This is a genomic window from Glycomyces xiaoerkulensis, assembly GCF_002798405.1.
GTDB lineage: Bacteria > Actinomycetota > Actinomycetes > Mycobacteriales > Micromonosporaceae > Glycomyces > Glycomyces xiaoerkulensis.
This window is the reverse complement of record NZ_PGGV01000037.1, coordinates 353,852-370,723: the sequence shown is the minus strand read 5'-3', so window position 1 is coordinate 370,723 and position 16,872 is coordinate 353,852. Positions and strand designations below refer to the sequence as shown.

The 16,872-nt window shown below is 64.7% G+C and carries 11 protein-coding genes and 2 tRNA genes; 5 read left to right on the top strand and 8 right to left on the bottom strand.

Going from position 1 to position 16,872, the window contains the following annotated elements:
* Window positions 1-78: 78 nt before the first annotated feature.
* Window positions 79-167: transfer RNA gene (locus CUT39_RS17995), tRNA-Ser, on the bottom strand.
* A gap of 42 nt (window positions 168-209) precedes the next feature.
* Window positions 210-1,055: a hypothetical protein gene (locus CUT39_RS17990; RefSeq protein ID WP_100448824.1), complete on the bottom strand. Its 846-nt coding sequence runs from the start codon at window positions 1,053-1,055 to the stop codon at window positions 210-212.
* 285 nt (window positions 1,056-1,340) lie between these two features.
* On the opposite strand from CUT39_RS17990, the gene CUT39_RS17985 reads away from it, so the two are divergent.
* Together CUT39_RS17985 and CUT39_RS17980 are read left to right on the top strand one after the other, a co-directional pair.
* Entirely contained in the window at window positions 1,341-2,102 is a 762-nt protein-coding gene (locus CUT39_RS17985; RefSeq protein WP_100448823.1) for a CPBP family intramembrane glutamic endopeptidase, read from the top strand.
* 81 nt (window positions 2,103-2,183) lie between these two features.
* Window positions 2,184-2,273: transfer RNA gene (locus CUT39_RS17980), tRNA-Ser, on the top strand.
* A gap of 238 nt (window positions 2,274-2,511) precedes the next feature.
* Here CUT39_RS17980 and CUT39_RS17975 read toward each other — a convergent pair.
* The gene (locus CUT39_RS17975) at window positions 2,512-3,984 is read right to left on the bottom strand and encodes a hypothetical protein (protein WP_157930802.1); all 1,473 of its coding nucleotides are present in this window, start codon (window positions 3,982-3,984) and stop codon (window positions 2,512-2,514) included.
* Window positions 3,985-4,110: 126 nt separating this feature from the next.
* On the opposite strand from CUT39_RS17975, the gene CUT39_RS17970 reads away from it, so the two are divergent.
* Complete coding sequence (locus tag CUT39_RS17970) at window positions 4,111-6,198, top strand: KAP family NTPase (protein ID WP_157930801.1); 2,088 nt, start codon at window positions 4,111-4,113, stop codon at window positions 6,196-6,198.
* 11 nt (window positions 6,199-6,209) lie between these two features.
* Here the strand turns inward: CUT39_RS17970 and CUT39_RS17965 are convergent, their stop codons facing one another.
* Both CUT39_RS17965 and CUT39_RS20525 read right to left on the bottom strand, forming a co-directional pair.
* Window positions 6,210-8,183 (bottom strand): hypothetical protein, encoded by a 1,974-nt coding sequence (locus CUT39_RS17965; protein ID WP_198587257.1) that lies wholly within the window; start codon window positions 8,181-8,183, stop codon window positions 6,210-6,212.
* Between the two features lie 56 nt (window positions 8,184-8,239).
* Window positions 8,240-8,548 (bottom strand): integrase core domain-containing protein, encoded by a 309-nt coding sequence (locus CUT39_RS20525; RefSeq protein WP_157930799.1) that lies wholly within the window; start codon window positions 8,546-8,548, stop codon window positions 8,240-8,242.
* Between the two features lie 184 nt (window positions 8,549-8,732).
* Here CUT39_RS20525 and CUT39_RS17955 point away from each other — a divergent pair.
* Window positions 8,733-9,946, top strand: a protein-coding gene (locus CUT39_RS17955; protein ID WP_100448818.1) for an IS3 family transposase whose coding sequence is annotated in 2 segments (ribosomal slippage) — window positions 8,733-9,027 and window positions 9,027-9,946 — 1,215 coding nt in all. Because the reading frame shifts where the segments join, the coding sequence is not laid out codon by codon here.
* Here CUT39_RS17955 and CUT39_RS17950 read toward each other — a convergent pair.
* Entirely contained in the window at window positions 9,934-10,635 is a 702-nt protein-coding gene (locus tag CUT39_RS17950; RefSeq protein WP_114149508.1) for an ISAs1 family transposase, read from the bottom strand. The two genes, CUT39_RS17955 and CUT39_RS17950, sit on opposite strands and share 13 nt — an antisense overlap.
* Window positions 10,636-11,053: 418 nt before the next feature.
* Here CUT39_RS17950 and CUT39_RS17945 point away from each other — a divergent pair, with 418 nt between their 5' ends.
* A complete protein-coding gene (locus CUT39_RS17945; RefSeq protein WP_100448817.1) occupies window positions 11,054-11,938 on the top strand; it encodes a hypothetical protein in 885 nt (294 codons plus the stop codon).
* Window positions 11,939-12,106: 168 nt separating this feature from the next.
* Here CUT39_RS17945 and CUT39_RS17940 read toward each other — a convergent pair whose 3' ends face one another.
* Entirely contained in the window at window positions 12,107-16,396 is a 4,290-nt protein-coding gene (locus tag CUT39_RS17940; RefSeq protein ID WP_100448816.1) for an NACHT domain-containing protein, read from the bottom strand.
* Window positions 16,397-16,576: 180 nt separating this feature from the next.
* Window positions 16,577-16,777 carry a hypothetical protein gene (locus tag CUT39_RS20520; protein WP_157930798.1) on the bottom strand — a complete coding sequence of 67 codons (201 nt, stop codon included), beginning with the start codon at window positions 16,775-16,777 and terminating at the stop codon, window positions 16,577-16,579.
* Window positions 16,778-16,872 lie beyond the last annotated feature (95 nt).

The following is a 16,872-nucleotide window of genomic DNA, read 5'->3' as shown; positions in this document are numbered from 1 at the left end:
GCCGTACCTCTTGAGTACGAACGCGAACGGCCCTTGACCAAGGTATTGCCTGGTCAAGGGCCGTTTCTGCTGGTGTTGCGGAGGCGGTGGGATTCGAACCCACGGTGGGCTTTGAGACCCACGGCGGTTTTCAAGACCGCTGCACTAGTCCACTATGCGACACCTCCGGGCGCGCAAAGGCTAGCCAAATCTACCAAAGGCGTGGCGGTTCAACGTCGCTCGGTTTGGATGCAGCAGGTGGCGCAGGTGCCGCAGCCGTCGATGGTGAACGCCAGGCAGCAGGTGTGGCGCCGGTAGACCAGGCGGCCGGCCCCGTCGGTGCCGAGGTCGACCAAGTCGGCGACGCCGAAGGTCTCCAGCAGCGTCCGAGCGACCGACTCGGCCGACTCGCGGCCGGCGGGGGCGCAGGTGGTGACCGCGTAGGCCAGGCCGGAGGCGAGCGAGCCCAGGAGGGTCCGCCGACCGAGGCGGACCCGGCCCCGGATCGCCTCCATCACCGGATCGAGGTGGGCCTCGAACAGCGACTTGCCCAGCCGCTCGAGCAGCTCGGCGTCGTTGGCGACGACCTCGACGCCCGCGGCATCGGCGAGCGGGTCGTCGGGCAGCGCCAGGAAGCGGGGCCGGAGCTGGCGGCCGGAGAAGCGCGGCTCGCCGTCGGCGGCGATGGTGAACTGGAAGTCGTCGGCCTCCAGCAGCGGCACGCGCCGGGCCGAAACGTATCCGAGCACGACCGGGGCGACCGCCCAGTAGCAGTAGGTCTTCCAGGCCAGCGCAGCCGAGGCGTGCGGGGAACCGCCCCAGAGACGGGCCGAGTCGGCGAGCAGTTCCCCGGTGCGGCCGGCGGCGAGGGAGGCGCCGGTCATGTGCGTGCCCTCGGGGGCCGCCCGGCCGTCGAGCCAGCGGCGCAGTCCCATCAGCGGCTGCGGCCCGTGGTGGCGCGTGATGCGGTCGGCACCAGCGCGCAGCGGTGCCAGCAGGTCGGGATAGGACGGCCGATCCAGGGGTTGCCCTCGCGTTTCAGGGCACTGGGCTTCGACGGCGGCGGCGCTCAGCACTCGAGGCCCTCCACACGCGCGAATCCCATCGGCAACCCCTCTCAGGTAAGGCTGGGCTAACCTTACCCGACCCGGACCGCGAAATGTCAAGGAGACGACAGACAAAGGGAGAGCTCAGAGGGCGAAAAGCGAGGTGCCGCGATCTTTGAGCGTCGCCGAGTGGGATGAGGTTCACAGCACCTCGCCTCTCTGTCCTCGATTCTGCACGCGATCGGACACGGCCCGTCGCACAAGCCGTGCGACCACCGCGGAATTCCGCCACCGGCTCTGGCAGGCTCGGAGCGTATGAGGAACGAGCTCCATTCCCGCACCGTCCAGCGGGAGGTCGTCATCGTCCTCGCCCTCTCGCTCGGCGCCTCGGCCGTCTGGGCGATCGTCGGCTTCCTGGCGACCCTGACCGAGCCTGGGGGCCTGTCCGAGGCGACGGTGGCGATGAACAGCGCCCGGGCCGAGGAGGAGCGCCCGTGGCTGGATCTGAGCCGGCAGCTCATCAGCCTCGCGCTGGCGCTGGCCCCGGTGGCGTTGGCCCTGCATCTGCTCGATCTGGACCGCGGCAACCCCTTCGGCTTGATCGGCCTGGACGGGCGGCGCCCGGGGTTCGACCTCTTCGGCGGCGCCGCCCTCGCGGCCGCGATCGGCATCCCGGGCCTGGGCCTGTACCTGTTGGCGCGGGAGCTGGGCCTCAACGTCACGATCGCCGCCGCGAACCTGAACGACGTGTGGTGGGCGGTCCCGGTGCTGATCCTGGCGGCCCTGAAGAACGCCCTCCTGGAAGAGGTCGTGGGCGTCGGCTACCTGGTGACCCGTCTGCGGCAACTGGCCTGGTCCCCGGTGGCCATCGTCCTGGCCCACGCCGCACTGCGAGGCACCTACCACCTCTACCAGGGCATCGGCGGCTTCGTCGGCAACGCGGTGATGGGCGCGGTGTTCGCCCTCGCCTTCCTCCGGTGGAAGCGCACCGGCCCGCTCGTGGTGGCCCACACCCTCCTCGACATCGCCGCCTTCGTCGGATTCCTGCTCGTCGCGCCGCACGTGAGCTGGCTCTGACCGACCGGAACCCGCCTAGCGATCGAACGCGCCTGCCGGTATGCTCGTTTCTCGGTACGTGCCGGTATCTGCGGCATGCCCGGAGGATTCGCATAGTGGCCTAGTGCGCCCGCCTGCTAAGCGGGTTCCGGTTGATCCCGGTCGAGGGTTCGAATCCCTCATCCTCCGCCAGTAGAACCCTGCTGACCTGCATCAACGCTGGATTGTCCGGGCTGTTCGGTTCCATGGCCTTCGAACATCCGCCTCTGTGTACGAAATCTCGCCGTTCGGTGCCGGTGATCTGCGATTACGTCACTTGTCCGGATCGCCGTCGCCAACCGCGTCCGGCGTCGTCCGGCTGTCGCCAACCAGTTTCCGGCCAAATACCGGCCAAAGTTCCGGACCGGAAATGACAGTGGTTCAGCATCGTTCACCCGTGGGGGTGAAACCCCCGGCCCGCGTCCCATGTTCTAGGAAACTCCGGGATGGTGGGCGTTCTACCAGCACAAACATCGGTCGCCGGGTGGTGGGGTTTTTCGTCGTTCCCGAAAGCGGGGCGGTGGTCGGGCACTTCGGGTAGGCCCGGCAGCTCCTTGAACGGGTCGAGTGTCGCGGTGTGGGCGCGTGCCCAGGCGAGCCATGAACGAGCGGATTCGACCTCCGCCGCTTGGGGATCGGCTGCGTCCAGGTGTGCTTCGAGGCGGTCGCAGTAGGCGGTGAGGCGGCGCCACCGCTCCAATGCCCGGGCTTGGCGATCGAGTTCGTCGGCCAGGAATCCCTCGACCGCCCGCCCCCGGTCGCGAGCGGCGTCTGCATCCCGGGCTTGCTGCTGGGCGGCCTTTGAGCGCGCTTCCGCGGCGATCCTTTTCCGATCCGCTGCAGCGCGTTGGGCGAGTGCCTCGATCACTTCGGGCAGCCGCTGCTCCAGCGGGACCGTCTTAGCGTCGGTCCACGTCGATTGCATGCCCGTGTACGACTGGGGGAGTGTGACCTTGAGGTGGCCGGCCTTGGTGGGGTCGGGTGTCTGCGGGGACTTCTGGTCGACCGTGACCGTGTACGTGAACCCGCGGATCCCGATCCGGATCGCTCCTTCGCGGGCGAGGCGAATCCGCTGCTTCTCCGACGGGATGCCGCTTCGGTCAGTGGCATGGTCGGTGACGTCCCAGCCGCGTTCGACCGCGGCCTGGGCGAGGCCCTGCAGCATGCAGAGGCCGCGGTGGCGCACCTGGCTCGGCGTCGCCATTCGTTCGGAGTCGTCTCGCAGCTGAGCGATGACCGGGTGGGGCTGATCAAGTCGGTCGGGAACCGCGACCGGCGGGAACGTCGCGGCCCGTTTCCGGGCAGCGGTGGGATGGACGGCGGCGACGAGCCGGACAGTCATCGTGCCGGCGACCGGTTGGTTGCATTCGATCCGATGGCCTTCGGGCACCAGACCGTGCCGCTTCGCGTAGTCGATGGTCTTGCGCCACCGGCCCTGCTCGGGTGCCGACAATGACAGCAAGTCCACGATCCGCTCCGTGCGCAACCGCTCGATCAACTCCACGGCGTCGCCATGCCGCTCACCCGGCGATGCCGACCGATTCAGCGCGAGCGTCCCGTACTTGGGGCGCGTGTCTGATACGACGTCGGCAGTGCTGGCGCGCTGTCTTGGTGTCCGGCCAGCCGCCGCGTGGCCAGGCGCATTATCAGGGTGTGTACCGTGCTCGAGGTAGTACCGACCGGCCTCGGTGATGATCGCCTGCCACCGGCCCCCGCTCCGGCTCACCGAGACCAGACCGCGAGACTGCAAAGCCCTCGCCGTGTTCCGATACCCCACCGACCCGGAACCGCTGAGATCATCGCCTCCACCGACAAGACCGAGGACCTTGAGTTGCCGCTCATTCAACGGACCGGTGCGCTCCACCTACGTCAACCTTCCAGCGGCAGTGGCGAGAACAGCAGGAGCCATACCTCGATGCTGACACGCTGTGGGTCGGCCGCTCGGATTTCGCGTTGCGCGAGTGTCGGAGTCTGCGATCACACTGGAGTCATGGTTGAAGTTTGGAGCGACGAGCCGATTGCGTCGAAGGACGAGGATGTCTTCGACAGGGTCGCCTACGCGGTACAGGCGGCGCGACTGATCACGGAGAGCGATCCGGGCAAGAGCAGCATCGTCTTCGGGCTGACCGGAGCATGGGGCAGCGGTAAGAGCTCGATGCTCGCCATGATCCAGGAGGAGATCGAGACCTCGTACTCTGCTTGGCAGGTTGCTCGTTTCACACCATGGGCCACCAGTGATCTGGACGGGCTGCTCGGAGACTTCTATGCATCCTTGAGCACCGCGTTGCCGCCGAAGAAAGCGAAGCGACTGCGCAAGTCCCTGGGCACACTGGCCCAGGTTGCAGCGCCAGCAACGAAAGCCATTCCCTGGATCGGAGGCACGGTCGCCGCCACTGCCAAGATGGCCAGTGAGGCACTCGTCAAGCAGGAGCCCTGGGACAAGGCGTTTCACCGGGCCGAAAGTGACCTGCTCTCCCTGAAGACGCCGATCCTGCTCATCGCCGACGACATCGACCGCCTCCAGAGCACCGAGCTCCTCGGCCTGCTGAAGGTCGTCAGGCTCCTGGGGCGATTCAAAGGAGTCCACTACCTCCTCGCGTACGACGAGGCCACGCTCTTCCAAACGCTCTCGGAGACGGACCTCATCGGAGGCGAGTCGGACGCGGCCGCACGGTTCCTTGAGAAGATCGTCCAGTACCCGCTGGTGGTGCCTCCACTCTTGGAGACCCAGCTGATCGACCGCCTCGACGAGGGGATCGACAAAGCGCTCGCTGACGCCGGACGGCGCGCGATCTCCAGCGGAAAACTTGGCGCTCTCCAGAAGGTGTACCTGTCGCAGCTGTCAACGCCCCGAGCGATCGACCGGTATCTTGCCCAGCTGCGGCACCATCTGCCGCTCGTTGACCAGGACGAGATCAACGACGAGGACCTGATCATCCTGACCCTGTTGCGGACCACCTTCCCGGTGCTCTACGCCCGGCTGCCCCAATGGAAGGACGAACTAATCTCCGGGCACACCGGCAAGCTGCGGAGCGGCGGCTCCGGCCCTCTCTATGAGCCGTTCGATCTCGCATCACTGCTGTCGACCGTGCCGGCACCCGCTCAGGAGGATGCGCGGGTGCTCCTGTCTACCTTGTTCCCGAAGATCGACTCGGGGATTCGTGTGAGATACCCGGATGCAGGGAAGCACATCTGCGACCACCGGTACTTCGACCGCTACTTCGCACTCGGCATTCCTACCCATGACCTCTCCGACATCGAAGTCGCCCGGGGCGTCGCCGCCGCGGGAGAGGGAGCCGACACCACTCTCCGCGCCTTGTTGACACAGCCGGAAGGTGGCCGGGTCGTGCTCGTCATCGACAAGGCCGCTCAGGCGACCACAGCGATGGCCATCGACAGCAGCGGCGACCACCAGCGATTGACGGTGATCGCCTCGGTTCTGTCAAACCTCGACCAGCTGCCGACTGACTCCGGATACCTCGCACGCCCGCGCAGCTCCGCAATCGAATGGATTGCAGTGATGCTGCTGCAGTTGTCGGACCACGCCGCACCCGCTTCGATCGCGAAGGCGCTGGCGGGCGCTTCAAGCCTGGCCGTCCAGGCGCAGATCATCCGCACTGCCGAACACCAAAAGCCGGGCCTCGCATGGCTCGACGACGTCGCCGCGGCAATGTGTCCGTCCATGATCGAAGAATTCCTGGACCATCTCCGCGCAGGCGACGACGCTCCTGAAGGCGAAGGCCCAGGCTGGATGGTCGACTTCCTCACTAGCAAGAACCGCCGAGACGCCCTGGCCGAACGGATTGCGGTGGCGCTGAAGAACCAAGAGTGTTCTCTTGCCGACATTGCGGCACGATGCGTCATTCCACAGCAGTTGCTCGGCGCCGCCGAGCGTCCATATCGGCTTCGTGAGTTCGACCAGTCACGGTTCAACCTACTCGCGCCCCCGGACCCGGACCCCTGGTATGAACTACCGACGATCGAAGTCGATGATACGGACCTGGCCTGGGCCAACCGGCGCGCCTACGCCACCGGCCGAGTAAAACGGCCACCTCACTCTGCCGTAGCTCGAGAGTGAGCAGCCCAAGTTCAGAAGCGAGGAAGTGGTCTGGCCTCCGAAGCGCCAAGTCGCGTGAGTTCGCCTGTCGCACGTCGCCACTGCGTATCCGTTGCCTGTCCGCCATTCAGATCGTTACAGAACCGGACCAGGGTTAGTACCGCGTCGATGAGTCGGTGGTCATCGAGCTGGCGCGCGATGAAGGCACCTGTAACGACGAGCGGCCGAACGCGGGCGACGTCGCCGACTTCGACGAGCCTCGCTAGTATGGTGCGCGCGAAGGCGATACGTGCGAGTGAGCGGTCGATTGCGGGAGCCCCATTGTGCTGCCAACGCCGCATGACCCACGCCATCGCGAGCCCAGGCTCCGCGGTGGCATGATTGTTGGTGAAGCAGGTGGTTGGTCCCTGCCAAGTCTCCCGAACGTCGCCCCGTTGCAACGAGAGTTCGATGTTCTCGGCCGCATCAAGTTCGTGCGCGATAACTCTCACCGCACCGATGAGTTTGAGGTCGGGATCGACGTTCGCCTCGATGCGGAGCGTCGCTCCGTCCAGGCTCACGTGTCGATCAGTCCATCCCATCGCCGCGAGGATGAAGTCGACGCGTTCAGGGATGGTAAAGCCGAGGTCGTCGAACAGCCGCAGCTTGTCGGTATGGCCCCCGTTGATCAGCGCGATGATGACTCCGGTGAGCATCGCATGCGCGGACTCCCATCCTGCCAAGACTCGATCTATGAGTTGGTTAAAGGTCAGCGAGTCGTACTCCCGCTGTTCGGCGGTGAAGTACACGATCTGGTTCTCGACGTCGATGCGCTGGAGGCGTCCGTGTGCATCGGCGTGGCGCAGGGCCTTGTCCAAGCCCAGCAGTAGCGTCTCGAGGCGGACATCGCGAGCCTGGCCCAGCAGATCCCCAAAACCTACATCGATGAGCTCTCCGTAGTCTCGATCCTTGTATGCCGCGAGGACCGTTGCGAGAAGGAACGGTGAGAGCCGTTCGGCCAGCACGTGACCGAAGCGGATGAGCGCGCGAACCTGACGTTCGGGATTCTCACTGCGTAGGAGCGTCTGGAATTCGCCGCCAGCCATCTGCAGTTCCCGGTGCATCTCATGGAAGTGGTCGAACCAGCCGTCGTGAGCGATCACCTCACCGAACTTGGCGCAACCGCGTGAGACGGTGCTGGTGAGTCGGCGGTACGTGATTCCCGCGCACTTCCAGAACCGGTCGCGGTCAGCCAGCAGGTCGATCTGTACCTGGGCCATTGTCAGGCTGACAGCGGGCGTGACAGGGCACTCAGCATCACCAGTGATCTGCGTGTAGATCGCTGCGATATCGGCCGGGATCTCAGCGTCGGCGTGAATATCGATATCGCGCGCAAGTTCTTCAGCCATGCGGATGAGCAACTCATTCGAGTCGGCTGCATCGGATGCTGTGGTGCGCGAGCGGCGCGCCAGGCGCTCCACCGCGTCTTCGAGGAGCTCGTTCGCAGCAGCGATGGACTCATTCGCTGTCTGCCACAGCGAGAGCGCCGAGTCACCGTTGGGAGCGACCATTCCGCGCAGGAACGCTCGTGTGGCATCGATCAGCGATGCCACCGATGCACGCAGCAGATCCAACCGCCACAAGCTCGGACGCAGACGCGGTGCGGCAGCCAGCTCATCCCGCCACGCGACCAGGTTTTGCACGTGTGCCTGCAGCTCGACTGCCACGTCCTGTTCGTCACACACCAGGACAAGGAGGTTGCTCAGTCGCGATATCCACTCCCCAAGCGGCCCAGAATCCTCCAAGTAGGGTTGGATGGTTGATGCTGGAGGAGCTGCCACAGACAGGTCGAGAATATCGAGGGCATCAGCGACGATCTCGGTGCGACGTGTAACGTGAGGATCAGGGACCGGATCGGTTCCGCAATGCCGACACCCCAGAGCCAGGGGATGGGATTGCCCGCAGCTTTCGCAGTCGACTTCAGTGAAGTACAGATCCAGGGCGAAGTCCTCAGGCTCCGATGGCATAGGACGTCTCCTTTGCGAGATGCTAGTGAATCGCCCCGGGTTTCTTGGAGGCTCGGTTATCTGGTTTCGGCGGCTGGTTGGGGCGTCGGGGGTTGATGGTAGCCGGTCGCCCAGTAGTCGGCTTCGACCTCGGCTGGCGGCCGGTGGTCGAGCTCGCCGTGGAGGCGTCGGTGGTTGTACCAGTCGACGTACTCGGCGGTGGCGCTCTCGATGTCGGTGATCGACTTCCAGAGCCCCCGGGTCCGGACCTGCTCTGCCTTGAACAGCGAGCCCGTCGCTTCGGCCGTCGCGGTGTCATACGAGTCGCCATTGGAGCCGACCGAGTCCACGGCCTGGGCGTCGGCGAGCCGCTCGGTGTAGCGCACGGCTCGGTTTTGGACGCCGCGGTCGGATTGATGCACCAGCCCCCCGAGGTGTCCTGCCCGTCGCGGGCTCGGACCCACAGGCCCATCTCCAGCGCATCGAGCGCCATATCGCACGGAGCTTCCCCTTGTGGTGGGGACACCTGGATCGTCGGGCCGGTAGGCTCGGCTGCAAGGAGCGATCAAGGTGGCATCAGGCAGCAAGTACACCGATGAGTTCAAGGCCGATGCGGTCCGTTTGTACGTGACCGACACTGATTCGTCGTATGTGAAGACTGCTGCGGCGTTGGGCATTTCGCTGAACACGCTGAAGAACTGGGTGCGCAAGGCCGGTGCGGGCAAGCTCACCGCGAACGCGGCCGGCCAGAGCCAGGACCCGACGCTGGACCTAGCCTCCCAGGCTGTGATCGAAGCAGAGAACCGCCGGCTCAAAGCCGAAGTCGCCCGACTGCGCGAGGAGCGCAACATCCTGCGCAAGGCGTCCGCAGTTTTTCTGCGCGCGACGGACTGGGCACGAAATACCAGTTCGTCGCGGACCATGCCAAGACCTGGCCGGTGAGGCGGAGGTGCGCGGTGCTGGGCCTGACGCGTTCGAAGTACTACCAGTGGCGGGACGGCCGTGCGGCCCGCCTGGCGCGCAAGGAACGTGACGCGGCCTTGTTCGAGCTCATCGAGTCGGTGTGGGCCGATTCGGGGGAGTCCTACGGCTCGCCCCGGATCGCCGTCGAGCTGCGCGAGGCCCACGGCCTGGCGGTGAACGCGAAGCGCGTGGCCCGCCTGATGCGCGAGGGCGGTATCGAGGGCCGGGCGTGGCGGGTGAAGCGGCCGGTCACGACCGTGCCCGACCCCGAGGCGGCCGTGGTGCCCGACCGGCTGGAGCGGGACTTCACCGCCGAGGCGCCCGGCCAGAGGTACGTCGGCGACATTACGTACCTGCCGACCGCCTCCGGCGAGTTCTGTTATCCGGCAACGGTGATCGACCTCGCCAGTCGGCGGGTGGTCGGCTGGTCGATCGCTGATCACATGCGGGCCGACCTGGTCGTGGAGGCGATGGACGCGGCCCGTCGCGCCCGCGGCGGCCTCGATGGCTCCATTATGCACACGGATAACGGTTCGCAATACACTTCGCTGGACTTCGCCCGCTGCTGCGACAACGAAGGCGTCCTGCGATCGAGGGGTCGGGTCGGCTCCTCTGCCGATAACGCATTGGCTGAGGCGTTCCACGCCTCGCTGAAGCGAGAGCTACTGGGCAGCAACGGGAAGTTCGCCGACAAGGCTGCCGCTCGGGCCGAGGTGTTCTCCTGGCTCAACTGGTACAACCTCAAGAGGCGTCACTCGTCACTCCAGTACCAGTCCCCGGTCGACCACGAACGAACGTTCAATACACTTCAGACAACGTGAAAACGTGTCCCCTTTTCAGGGGAAACTCCCATGTAGTGCGCCTGCTTCATTTCGACCAACCAGGTGATGTTGGCCTTGACTGAGTGCAACGCGTCAAAGGTGACCACCGTGCCGGCCAGATCGAGTGCCACCAGTAGGGGCCGGAAGTGCTTCGTCTCGCCGGTCTTCGCTCCGACCTCGGCCTGGGCGAGGGTGACCGTGGTGCCCTGGGTGACCGCCGAGAGCAGGTGACGGCGTTGCCGGCCGAGATGGGCCGAACCTTTCAGCGCCTTGCCGTCCACAGCTACCGCGAGCAACGGTCGCCTCCTCCGAGTCGGGACGTCGGCGGAGTCGGTGGTGGCGGCGCGGTGACGATCGGCCAGGTAGGCGCCGATCGCGGCATCGAGGGCATCGCCGTCGAGGCGTTCCAGGACGCGTCCGATCGTGGCGGTTGAGGGCGAGCGGCGCCAGCGGAGCAGGTGGCGGCGGATCCCGATCGCTTCGAGCAGGTCGATCTCGGCACGTTGACCCCATTCGGCAAGTTCGTCGATGCTCGTCGCGCCCGAGACCGTCGCGCAGGCGCAGACCAGCAAGATCGCGGTCAGGGAGTACCACCGGCCCCGCCGCGATCGGGGGTCGGGGACTGCATCGAGGTAGGGGCGCAGGTCGGCGATCCGGTCAGGGCCGAGGGGACCCAGTTTCGCGAGCACGGCAGGGATCGGCGAAGATGAAGTGGCAGACACGGGAAGCTTTCGTGATCATCAGGCTTAAGACACCACGATGATGACGGAACCCGTGTCTGTATTGCTATGCGGCCCAACCAGCCTCGGACCGACAGCTCACCCATGCCGGGAACTTGAAAAGACCCTGCTGATGTCCGACAGTGGATGGACCACGCCGATGTCCAGTGGGCGGTAGCGTTGTTCGAGTTCGAGCCAGTGAGCGCTAAGCTCTGGAAGGTATCTTCGCGCTCAGGGCAGCCCGTCGCTAATCTATTTGTTCAGCCGCTTGCACACCCGCTGGGAATCTCGAATCAACATCCGTGAAGCCCTCCCTCCGCATAGGCGACGCGCTGGTCTCTCGGAGACGAATACAGCAGGTAGGTAAGGAGTTCCTAGACTGAAGGTCATGTCAGATACCGACCCGTTTGAGGCCAAAGCGTGCCTCCTCACAAGCAGCATCCTCGACGTCGAGCGCTGCGAGCATTGGGACAGGAACGGGCGTCAGAACGCCTTCGACTTCAAGCTCTACATCTCCGACCAAGTCCATGCGCTGGAGGTCACCACGGCGACGCACGAGGAGATCCGCGACCACCAAGCTCGGTGGAATACCTACGGTCCCTCGCCGTCTACGACGTATCCAGGGCTGCAAGGCCACTGGGAGGTCATGGTGGACCAAAGGGCCTCCACGCTCGTACGTAAGCAGGGAAGAAAGCGCCACTACTTCAACGACCTTCTACCCCAGTGGCTCAAGATCTTTGAGCAGCACGGCATCGACGAAGCTGGCCAGTTCAGCACAACCTTCAAGGACTGGCCGTTCCCAAGCATGCGCCCTGACCAGCCGTCAGAGAGTCCAGCGCTTCGGAAGGCGATCTTCGAGTCGGCGAAGGCCGGCATCTGGACCTGTAAACGTGTTTACGGGGTGCCCCCTGGAGTCTCGTTCGCCTACGGATACGGCAGCAGCGACTACGGCCTCACACGGCCTGCTGACGATCCGAACCATGCAGTGCACCAGATCAGCGACCTGCTGCGCCGCAAGAGCGACAACGCCGAAAAACTGGGTGCCTCCGGCTGCGACCGTCGCCATCTATGGGTGTGGGTGGACCTCAGCCGCCTGGACATCATCCGCAGCCTCGATGAAGACGGAGGTCCCACCGAAGTGCCAGCAGTCGATTCCCGCATCACGGACGTTTGGATCGCCCGTCTTCTCGAAGATGCGAGAGTTGATGCGCTTCACTGGCGGACCGATGACGGCTGGGGCCAGACGATCCGGTTTGACCGCTACGTTGCCTAAACAGAATTTGCCCGAATAGAACTGCCACGCCATGGTCCGGTACGCCCGCCACAAGTACAAATACCACCCATCGCGAGATTGTGCGGTAGTCAAGCTGGGGATCTTTCGTCATGACCAACCACGAAACTGAGTGCGCCATCAAGCTTGCAGACGAGCCGCGACTTGCATTCATCGCTCATCCGCCAGCGCTTCCGCGAGTCCGTAGGCGTTGGATTCGCAGAGCTTGTCGATGATGTCGAGGCATTGCGTTCGAGTCGCATCGTCCCCTTGGCGGTAGAGGCGGAGTACGACTGTGATGAGGTGCCGTGAGGCGGCGCTGTGTGCGGTTCGGATGTCGCCGAGGTTGCTGCCGGCCGCTTCGGCGGCTTTCGTGCAGGTGGAGAGTGTTGTTGGCGGGAGTCTTGAGGTGAGCTTGGCTAGGCCGTAGATCGCATGTTCCAGGTGATCGTCAAAGGCGGCGCTCTGGGCGAACTGCTGGAGGAGTTGGTCCAGGTCGGTTGGTGCAATGCCCTTGAGCTGCCGCATGGCAATGGCGGCTCGGGCGCGCACTTCGACATCAGGGTCGTTGAACAGAGAAGGCAGCCAAGGGAGGCCATCTACGGAATGTTTGGCGAACGTCGCCGCGGCGCCGAGACGAGCAGCGGTCGGCAATGCATTGACGTCGGTGGTCACCGGTGCGGTGAGGGCCCCCCGGTGGGCTGCCGCAGCCCAGATTCGTCCTGCGCGTCCTGCCACTGCCGGTGGCCCGTTGAGCGCGCGTTCGAGGTGGCTGGCAAACCATCCCGGGGAGCGAAAGATCGCCTTGGCGAGAAGTTGTTCGGTCGTGGCCGCATCGAGTACGTCAGGCAAGGCAGTGAAGAGCGCGTCGGCCAGGTCCAGCGCCTGGCGGGGGTGGTGCTTGATAAGGGCACAAACGGCTTGTGCGGCACAGGCGCGGACCGCCAAGTGGTCGTCGACGGCGAGCCTGACGATGATCGGCGCGAGGTTCTCGACGAGGTCTGGCATGTGGATCAACGTGGAAGCCGCGGCGAAGGCGGCTTGGCCGCGAGTGGTGTTGAATCCGAAGTCCACCAGTCGCCCGTTGCTCTCGAACCGCTCATATGCTTCGTTTGGGAAACCAAATTCCGTATCCGGCCCCGGATCAGCGGACCTGGCGCACCAGTCGATGAGGTCGACGATGCGTGCGTTCTTTGCCTTGAGGTCGTGCATCGCGAAGCCGATGGCATGACCGACAGCTTCGCCGTGGATTTGCGTAGCGTGCTCGCAGACATCAGCGAACAGGTCAAAGTCGGCCTGGTGGGCGAGGCTGCGGATAACGTGCTCGACTGCTGCGGCGGGGATGGTGGTGTCGAACTGGAGGGCGAGATGCGCGAATCGCTCGGGTTCCTCGGTGGTACGTCCTTCCAGCAGTTCGGCAAGGCGCAGGGCGTGGCCAGCGCCGAGTCCATGGTGCCGACCGGTCTCTGGGTCATAGTGTTTCCGGAACGCCTGTAGCCAGTGGTCATCGGACATTTGCTTCGCGGCCTCTGGTCCGAACCGCTGCTCCTCGTGCTCGTCGGGTTGCCAGCGGGGCCCGGAGGGAGGGTCGTTCGGGAATCGCCGTTGGAGTTCGTCAAGGCGCTTGCGCACTACCTCCGAGGTCCGTTGCTGGTCAAGTGCAGTCAAGAGGATGTACTGGCCATATCCGTGGCCGCGTCGCGTCTCGACCGGTGACGTATGGGCCAGCAGCGTCTGCTCGAGTCGCCCGAGTCGGTCGCCTGAACAGTGGGGCGAATGGGCTTCGATGAGTCGCGCGGCAGCCCAGTAGGCGTCGCCGGTCCAACCCAGGAGAAGGTTGCGATCATCGGACACGAGCCACTCGATGGCCTCGTCGGCTTCGCCGGCTTCGGTCAGTGCCCGGCACGCGAGAAACCGCAGTTCCTGACTGTCGGCAGTGCCGAGTGTCGCCAGCGATGCGTTGGCCTTCTCGCGGTCTTGGGAGGTGAGTCTGGTCAGGGCCGTCTCGGTCGCGGTGAAGACGATGTCGTCGACGCCTGCGGGTGCGATCTCGTAGAAGTTCTTCCATCGGGTCCCGTATGGCAGGCGGGCTTCAGGAGTTCGCTGGTCAGTCAGCGCGATGCCGATGACGAAGGGCAGGACTTCCCGGATGAAGGCCGCAGGGGCTGACTCGGCGATCTCCTGGATGATGCTCGCCGACGATTCGTGGCGATCCAGACGACCGACGTCGAACGGGTCGGCATGTCCATGCTCACGCGCGCGGTCGAGGCTGCGGCGAAGGTGGGCACCGATCAGGCAGGCTGCGCCATCGGGGTCGGTGGCCTTGAGCTGATAGAGCAGCGGCCAGAGCTCTACGGGAGTCACCGACGTGTCCGGTGCCTCGAGCAAGTCGTGCTCGATCAGGTCAATGGTGAAGTCGACCAGGCCCGGCGGGAGGGACCAATTGATGAGGGTGACGAGTCGCTCCCGCCAGCGGCCACCTGCGTCGATGTAAGGGCGGAGCAGGTCCGCCACCCGCTCGGGGCGGTCTTTCGCGACTATGACCAGCGGCATGAATGCCGCATCGAGGTGTTCACGGCTGGCGAGCCAGGTTTCCCATCGCCCGAGGTCGTCGACGGCATCGAACCAGCCCGGGACGCTGAGCAGTGACCGAAGTTTCGGTGCGATAGGCAACGAGTCCCAGGCGAGTGGCTCGATCGCGGCCCAGTCGTCGGCGGTGGGTTTCAGTTGCCGTAGGTCGGTGACGATGATGTCCTTGAGGTGGAACCGGATGGCTTCAGAGGCCAGGAGCTGCCGCACCGTCTGCCGGAAGACGGGGCGGTTGACGGCGGCGAGGTGGTCGAGGACTTGGCGAGTCTGTGATCGCCGGAAGAGAAATTGACCAGACTCAGCCAGGAACCGATGCAGGTCATCGTCATCTCGGATGAACGCTCGAGCGAACAGGTAGTCGAAGTACGATTGGTGAAAGAAGGCGAAGCCGCTGTCGAAGCGCTCAAGGATCGATTCCGACTCCAACGCGCCGACGTCCGTGAGCCTGGCAGGATCGAGGCAGGCAGCGGGGGCGGTGAGCACTTCGTGTTCGCTCATGTAAGTCACGAGCGTGCTCGTGATCGCGTCCCAGGCGACGTCCCCGACTCGGTGTTCGAGGCGTCGCCGTACGTTTGCTGTGAACCGTTCGTACAGGTCTGGCAAGGTTCTGAACGGCTGGTCGCGGGCGGTCTCGTCAAGCTGGCAGTACACCCAAAGGTGCAGTGGTGTGCGCAGGAGCTCCAGCACATCCGCGGACGGCACATGCAGATGGTGCGCGGCAAGGTGTGCCTTGACGTCTTCGGCGGGAAGCTCGCTGAGCCGGACACGCTTGGTCGAAGCATCACCTTGTAGCAGGCTGGTCAGTCGTGGGTCCTGCTCTAGATCTACTGTGCGGCAGGCCAAGAGCACTTTAATATTCGGGTGTTCCCGCACGTCATCGAGGGCCTCATCCACCGCTTCGAACCCATCGGGCATGCGACCGCCAAGCTCGCTGACGGCATCCAACTGGTCGATGACCAGCAACCCCGGCTGGCCTGCGGCGATTCCAGCCAGCACAAGCGAAGGCGAAGCCGCAAGCTCCATTTGGGATCCCAGATCACGAGCGTTCCGTACCAGGGTTGGCCCGTCCATTCGGGTCACCGCAGCGGCCCAGCCATCCCCCTCCAGCGACGAAGCCACTTCCGCGACAACGGCCGACTTTCCCATTCCGGCCTTGCCATCGACCAGCAACACCTGCGGGGCTTCGACGTCATTGAGGATGCCGAGAACTTCCTCGGTCTCGGGACGATCGATCATGCCTATGGTCGGCTGAAGGCGCTCAACACGCCGATGCTGCGTCTTGACCGTACGCCGCAATCGCTGCTCGGCTTCGCCGTCACCCGCCCAGGAACTCACTTGCCAGTTGTCCAACGAGCCTCCGGGCGTCGCCGAGGACAGGACCAAGTCAGAGGAGGGCTCATCGAGGCGTGATTCAACGATGAAATCGTGCCAGAGATCGGCCAAGACCCGATCGCCACGAACCGCAGCATGGTGCAGGCGTTCCAGGATGGCAACACACAGCGCTACAGCAAGGTCATGATCCCGCTCGATCATTTCGAGCCGGTCATCCTCATCCGGTTGCGACTCGATCCAGGACACCCACTGCCGCACCCCATTAGGTAGCTCCACCGGGTAGGTCCCATCGACAAGCGGCCATTCATCAGCGGACCGCTCAAGCAACAGAGCGCGAACATAATCCTGACGATCCTGGTCTTCCGGAAAGACCTCGGCCACCGCGTCCTGCACGCCCAATTTCACGACGCTGATTAGGGCGTTCCGAACCTCGGGGGCGTCCCGATCACGCAAGCGGCGAGCACGGATGGCAGCGGAAATCTTACCCGCGATTTGCTTGGTGGCCCACCCGGCGAGGGCACCTGAAGCTGGCTCGAACATGACGAGAGTCCTTCTCAGGAAGTGCTATCCCACCACCATAGCCATCTCCGACGTCCTGAGCGGGCCGACCCGAACGCACCGATCACTGCATCGAAGTAGATGTATGAGCTATCACAGGCTGCTACGGGACCTGACCCTTAGGTGTTGACACCGCCCCATGCAGCGCGGGCGCTATCGCCATCAGGCACTAACGGGGCTGCTCATCAGCTGCCGATCCGTCGGATCTTTCCTTCCTCGGCATGCTGCATCCTGCTCGTCCGAGCCGGTGCATGCTTCCAATTGCTGCGCAAGGAAGTCGAGCAGCACGTTGGCGATCCCGTCGACATCAAGCGGCTCCCGCACCTCACCGGATACGCGGATGTCGTAACGCTTCCTGGCCAAGACCATCCTCCCTCACAGAGCCGTCGTGCCGATGAGGACTGGGGGTAACGTCCTAACTGCGAAGGCTAGACCTCTGACACGCGAGAACGTCTCTG

What these genes read in the sequence shown, in the direction of transcription:
- CUT39_RS17945 (WP_100448817.1), top strand. Translation starts at nt 11,054, where the DNA reads ATGTCAGATACCGACCCGTTTGAGGCCAAAGCGTGCCTCCTCACAAGC.
- CUT39_RS17940 (WP_100448816.1), bottom strand. Translation starts at nt 16,396, where the DNA reads ATGTTCGAGCCAGCTTCAGGTGCCCTCGCCGGGTGGGCCACCAAGCAA.
- CUT39_RS17965 (WP_198587257.1), bottom strand. Translation starts at nt 8,183, where the DNA reads ATGCCATCGGAGCCTGAGGACTTCGCCCTGGATCTGTACTTCACTGAA.
- CUT39_RS17985 (WP_100448823.1), top strand. Translation starts at nt 1,341, where the DNA reads ATGAGGAACGAGCTCCATTCCCGCACCGTCCAGCGGGAGGTCGTCATC.
- CUT39_RS17970 (WP_157930801.1), top strand. Translation starts at nt 4,111, where the DNA reads ATGGTTGAAGTTTGGAGCGACGAGCCGATTGCGTCGAAGGACGAGGAT.